3 protein-coding genes and 1 pseudogene are annotated in these 4,698 nt (G+C 71.7%); 2 read left to right on the plus strand and 2 right to left on the minus strand.

The genetic code is table 11. The annotated features are described in order from the left end of the window. Positions 1 to 434 (plus strand): annotated as a pseudogene (locus B056_RS44175) (hypothetical protein); the annotation flags it as partial. A gap of 29 nt (positions 435 to 463) precedes the next feature. Then, complete coding sequence (locus B056_RS45310; protein WP_154676901.1) at positions 464 to 769, plus strand: cell division protein SepF; 306 nt, start codon at positions 464 to 466, stop codon at positions 767 to 769. Positions 770 to 836: 67 nt separating this feature from the next. Here B056_RS45310 and B056_RS45315 read toward each other — a convergent pair whose 3' ends face one another. Further along, a complete protein-coding gene (locus B056_RS45315) occupies positions 837 to 3,578 on the minus strand; it encodes a toll/interleukin-1 receptor domain-containing protein (RefSeq protein WP_268258356.1) in 2,742 nt (913 codons plus the stop codon). 112 nt (positions 3,579 to 3,690) lie between these two features. Further along, a complete protein-coding gene (locus tag B056_RS0107565; protein WP_076784658.1) occupies positions 3,691 to 4,671 on the minus strand; it encodes a tetratricopeptide repeat protein in 981 nt (326 codons plus the stop codon). Positions 4,672 to 4,698 lie beyond the last annotated feature (27 nt).

The raw sequence follows: 4,698 nt of genomic DNA on the forward strand, positions 1-4,698 counted from the left end.
CGGTGGCCCAAGCCCGCGAGCTCGTCCCCGTCGGGGTCGTCAACCCCAGCAAGGGCTACACCGCCGGCGCGCTACGGGGAGCGCCGCACACCGGCATCGGCCGGCACTGGTGGTACCAGCTGCGCGCCGCTGACCTCACCGCGGCACAACTGCCGGCCCAGATCGGCCCGATCAGCCGAATGGTAGGCCGCTTTGACACCAGACCCGTCGCATGCGAGCCTGGGCAACTAGCCCACCCGGCCCCCTCGCGGGCCGGGTTTTTTCGTGCGCGGGTCGCGGCAGGTGGAGTGCCCGGCGAAGTGGCCGGTCAGCCCGGCGGCGGCGCGGCGGGCGAGGATGTCCGCGACGGCGCGGTCGGACAGCCGTTTCTCGGCGAGGCGGCCGTGGCGGGCGATGCCGCGGAACGCCGGTCTGAAGATAGTCAACACTGTTGATACACCCGGATCCAATTGTTGATCTTCGCATGTGTGATCAGCGGCGTAGACGGCGACGCACCCTCCTGCACCGCAGTGAGCGGATCTCTGCCCGGACGGCCACGCCGAGGCCGGGACTTCCGTCGAGGAGGACTCCGTCGTCGGGGCTGGCCGTCATCATGGATCTACGTGCCATCGATGCCGCGGATGCCCAGCGGGTTCGCGACTACGTCGTCGACGCGGCCTTCGCGCTGCGCGCCGACGCTTCCGCGCTCGGCATCGGCGTCTACCTGGTCACCATGCGGGATCTGCCCCCCGAGCAGGAGCGCCAGCTCCGTCACCGCTGTGGGTCCTGACCGGCTTCGCCCTCGCCAGACAGCGCGGCAGGCGCGTTCCACCTCGGTTGGTATCGAGACGCCCCGCTTACCAGGTCGGCCCGTCGGCGATCTGTCCGTGCGCGTCGAATCCGTACCGCCGCAGTCGTTCGTCCCCCGCCTCGGCCAGCAGGTCGGCCAGCTGGCGGGCGGCGCGCCCTTCACCGGCGTCGGCACGGGTGCGCAGTATGTCGGTCACAGCCTGCTGCTCCCCCACCGCGGTTAGCAGGTTGATCAGCCCGTAGACGAGGAGTAGGCCGCCGGTCTCGGCGTGGGGGCGGAATATGTCAATCGCGGCCTGCCGCTCTCCAGCCATGATCAGCAGCTCGGCCAGCCGACCGGCGGCCTCCCCATCGCCGGCGTCGGCGCGGGCGCGGAGCTCGTCGTGCTCGCCCGCCGTGGCGAGCAGGTCGGCCAGTCTGTAGGAGGCCTGCCAGTTGCCGGCCTGGGCGCGGGCGTGCAACTCGTCGCGTTCCCCTGCCGCGGCGAGCAGGATGGCCAGCTCGTCGGCGGCGTACTCGTCGCCGGCGTCGGCGCGGGCGCGGAGCTCGTCGTGCTCGCCCACCTCGGCGAGCAGGATGGCCAGCTCGTCGGCAGCGTGCTCGTCGCCGGCATCGGCGCGAGGGCGGATGACATCGATGGCGGCCCGCCGATCCCCTGCCTTGGTGAGCAGGCCGACGAGCCTGTGAGCGGCGTGCGCATTGCCGGCCTGGGCACGGGCGTGTAACTCGTCGCGTTCCCCCGCCTCGGCCAGCAGATCAACCAGCCGGATGGCGGCGTCCACGTCGCCGGTATCGGCGTGGGGACGTAGGAGATCGATCGCGGCCTGCCGTTCTCCGGCCTTGATCAGCAGTTCGGCCAGTCGACCGGCGGCCTGTTCGTTGCCGGCGTCGGCGTGGGGACGTAGGAGATCGATCGCGGCCTGCCGCTCCCCTGCCGCGGCGAGCAGGTCGGCCAGCCTGCGGGCGGCGGGCCCGCTGCCGGCCTGGGCGCGGGCGTGCAACCCGTCGCGTTCCCCTGCCGCGGCGAGCAGTGTGGCCAGCTCGTCGGCGGCGTGCTCGTCGCCGGTGTCGGCGCGGGCGCGGAGCTCGTCATGCTCGCCCACCTCGGCGAGCAGGCTGGCCAGCCTGCCGGCGGCGTCCACGTCGCTGGTGTCAGCGCGGCGGCGCAGGAGGGGGATGGCGATGGCGTAGATCCGCCGGTTCAGGGCAGCGTTGCTGACCTGGATGAGGTCGTCGGGGTCGGTGATGTGGTCGCGCAGTGCGGTCCAGAGGCTGGCGGGTGGGCGTTGGTGGCGGCGGGCCGCGGTGGCGTGTTGGAGGAGGTAGTCGGCGGTGGTGTAGCCGGTGGTCTGTCCCATGGCGGTGCCGACGAGGTTGAGGGTGGCGCTGGCGCCGTGGATGGGGGTGGTGGCGTAGGCGAGGGCGTGTTCGAACCAGTGGGGTGGGGCGGTGGCTTGCTGTCGGGGGGTGCAGTAGTCGGGGGCGGCCGCGCGAAGCAGGTCGCTGGTCAGGGGGGCGCGGGCGCCGAGGCGGGCCGCGTCGAGGGCGGCGGTGATGGCTGCCCAGGCGTAGGGGGCGTCGGTTTTCGCGCTGGTCCAGCTGCGTAGCAGTTCCGGGCCGGCGGCGAGGGTTTGGGTCAGCCCGTCGTCGGGGCTGTCCAGCCCGATCTGGATCCGCGGGTCGTGGGCGGCGATGGTGCGGGCGCGGGCCTGCTCGGTGGGGGTGAACCGGCCGTCGATGTCGATGACGGCGGCTTGGCGCAGAGTGTCGCGTTCCCACCGGTACGGGTCGTCGTCCGTGTCGGGGGGCGGGGGTGTGGTGAAGGCGCGGTAGCGGCTGGGCCAGATCGTGCCCACAAGCACAACCGGGGTGGGCGCGTCGAGCAGGGCGTTGACTGTGGCGGCGGTCAGGCCGTGTTCGCCACCCAGATAGTTCTGGAGCTCGTCCAGCCAGAGCACGATGCGGGCGGGAGACGCGGCGGCAAGGGCGGTGATCTGGGTGGGGCTGGTGGGACGGAGCAGCCACCAGTCGGGCAGTTCGGCCCGGATGGCTTCGAGGGCGCAGCGGGTCTTGCCTACCGAGGATCCCCCGACCAGCAGCACGAATCCGCCCCGGTGGGCGGCGGTGCGCAGTCGGGCACGGATCCCGTTCTGGGAATGGTCGATATCGCGGTCCACGTAGGCCGGCGGGATGTCATCGTCGATCCCGGGCAGGTGGATCGCTCGGTGCACTCCCAGCCGGTACGGGTCGGCATCGGACACCCGCACCGCCCCCGCAGGAACCGGCGAACTGTGGGCTGCCGACCCTTTGGCATGTCCCGGCCTCGCGTCCGCCGGCGTCTGGCCGGGGAACACCGCTCCCACCGGCGTCCGGCCGGGGAACCCGCCGGAGCGGCGGGTCGGGCGGGCCAGGCCCGCGGCTTCGAGCAGCCGGCCTCGTGCGACGGTCTCGTCGAGGCCGTGCAGGTCGCGATAGGCGATCGTGGCCAGCACCGGCGGGATCGCACAGGCCTCGACCCGCAGCGGGAGGAGGGTGTTGTCTGCAAGTGCTCCAGTCCATTCCTGGGTGCACCAGTGGGAAGCGAAATAGGTCGGCGAGCAGATCGCCACCGTCTGCTTCGCGGCGGCCATCTGCGTATTGATCCAGCTGACGAAGTTCGTTCCCGCCAGGGAGTCCCACGCCTGCACGGCCACCGTGCGGCCTTCGGCTTCCAACACCTCGGCGACCCAGGTCGCCCATGCCTCGTCCGCCCGGGCGTAGGAGACGAACACATCTACCCCTACCCCCAAGGGCCCCGTACCCATAGCAGCTCACCCTGCCACGAACCGCACCACCCCGACACACGGCACACCCGGCCCCGCACAGGCAGAACCCAGCCGGCCGAGGTCCAGGGGGAGATTTCTACCCGCCCTGGCCACGCTGCCGTCCCAGCCGTCGCCGTCCCGACAACCGGCCGCCCAGCTGACGCACGAGCTCCTCGCTGTCTCGAGTGCCGGGATGGTCGACGCCGAGGACCCGCCGCATCCGGATGAGGGTGTCCTCGGCCAGCGCCCGGGCGCCCCGCACGTCACCGAGCTCAGCCAGCGTGGCGGCCAGGTTGTTCGCGGAGTTCAGGGTGTCGGGATGGTCCTCGCCAAGGATCCGCCGGCGGCGCGTGAGAGTGTCTTCGTCCAACGCCCGGGCGCCCCGCACGTCACCGAGCTCAGCCAACCGGCTGGCCAGGTTGGCTACGGAGTTCAGGGTGTCGGGATGGTCGTCGCCGAGGATCCGCCGGCGGCGGGTGAGGATGTCTTCGTCCAACGCCCGGGCACCCCACACGTCACCGAGGTCGGTCAGCCTGTTGGCCAGGTTGGCTGTGGACAACAGGGTGTCGGGATGGTCCTCGCCGAGAACCCGGCGGCGGCGGGTGAGGGTGTCCTCGGAGAGTTCCCGGGCGCGCTGCAGGTCACCGAGCTCGGCCAGCGTGGAAGCCAGGGTGTTCGCGGAGTTCAGAGTCTCGGGATGGTCCTCGCCGAGGACCCGCCGCATCCGGATGAGGGTGTCCTCGGCCAGCGCCCGGGCGCCCCGCACGTCACCGAGGTCGGCCAGCGTCGCGACCAGATTGGCGGCGGACACCAGGGTGTCGGGGTAGTCGTCGCCGTGGATCCGTCGCATCCGGGTGAGGGTGTCCTCGGCCAGCGCCCGGGCGCGCTGCAGGTCACCGAGCTCGGCCAGCGTGGAAGCCAGGTTGGCTGCGGAGCTCAGGGCGTCGGGGTGGTCGTCGCCGAGGACCCGGCGGCGGCGGGTGAGGGTGTCCTCGTTCAGCATCCGCGCACTGGCTTTGCAAGTGAGAACGGGGACCAGATGTAGGTGAGAACGGGGACCATTCGATCTTCGGGTCAAGATCGAATGTAGGTGAGTTTGGGGACC

The organism is Parafrankia discariae (genome assembly GCF_000373365.1).
Lineage (GTDB): Bacteria > Actinomycetota > Actinomycetes > Frankiales > Frankiaceae > Parafrankia > Parafrankia discariae.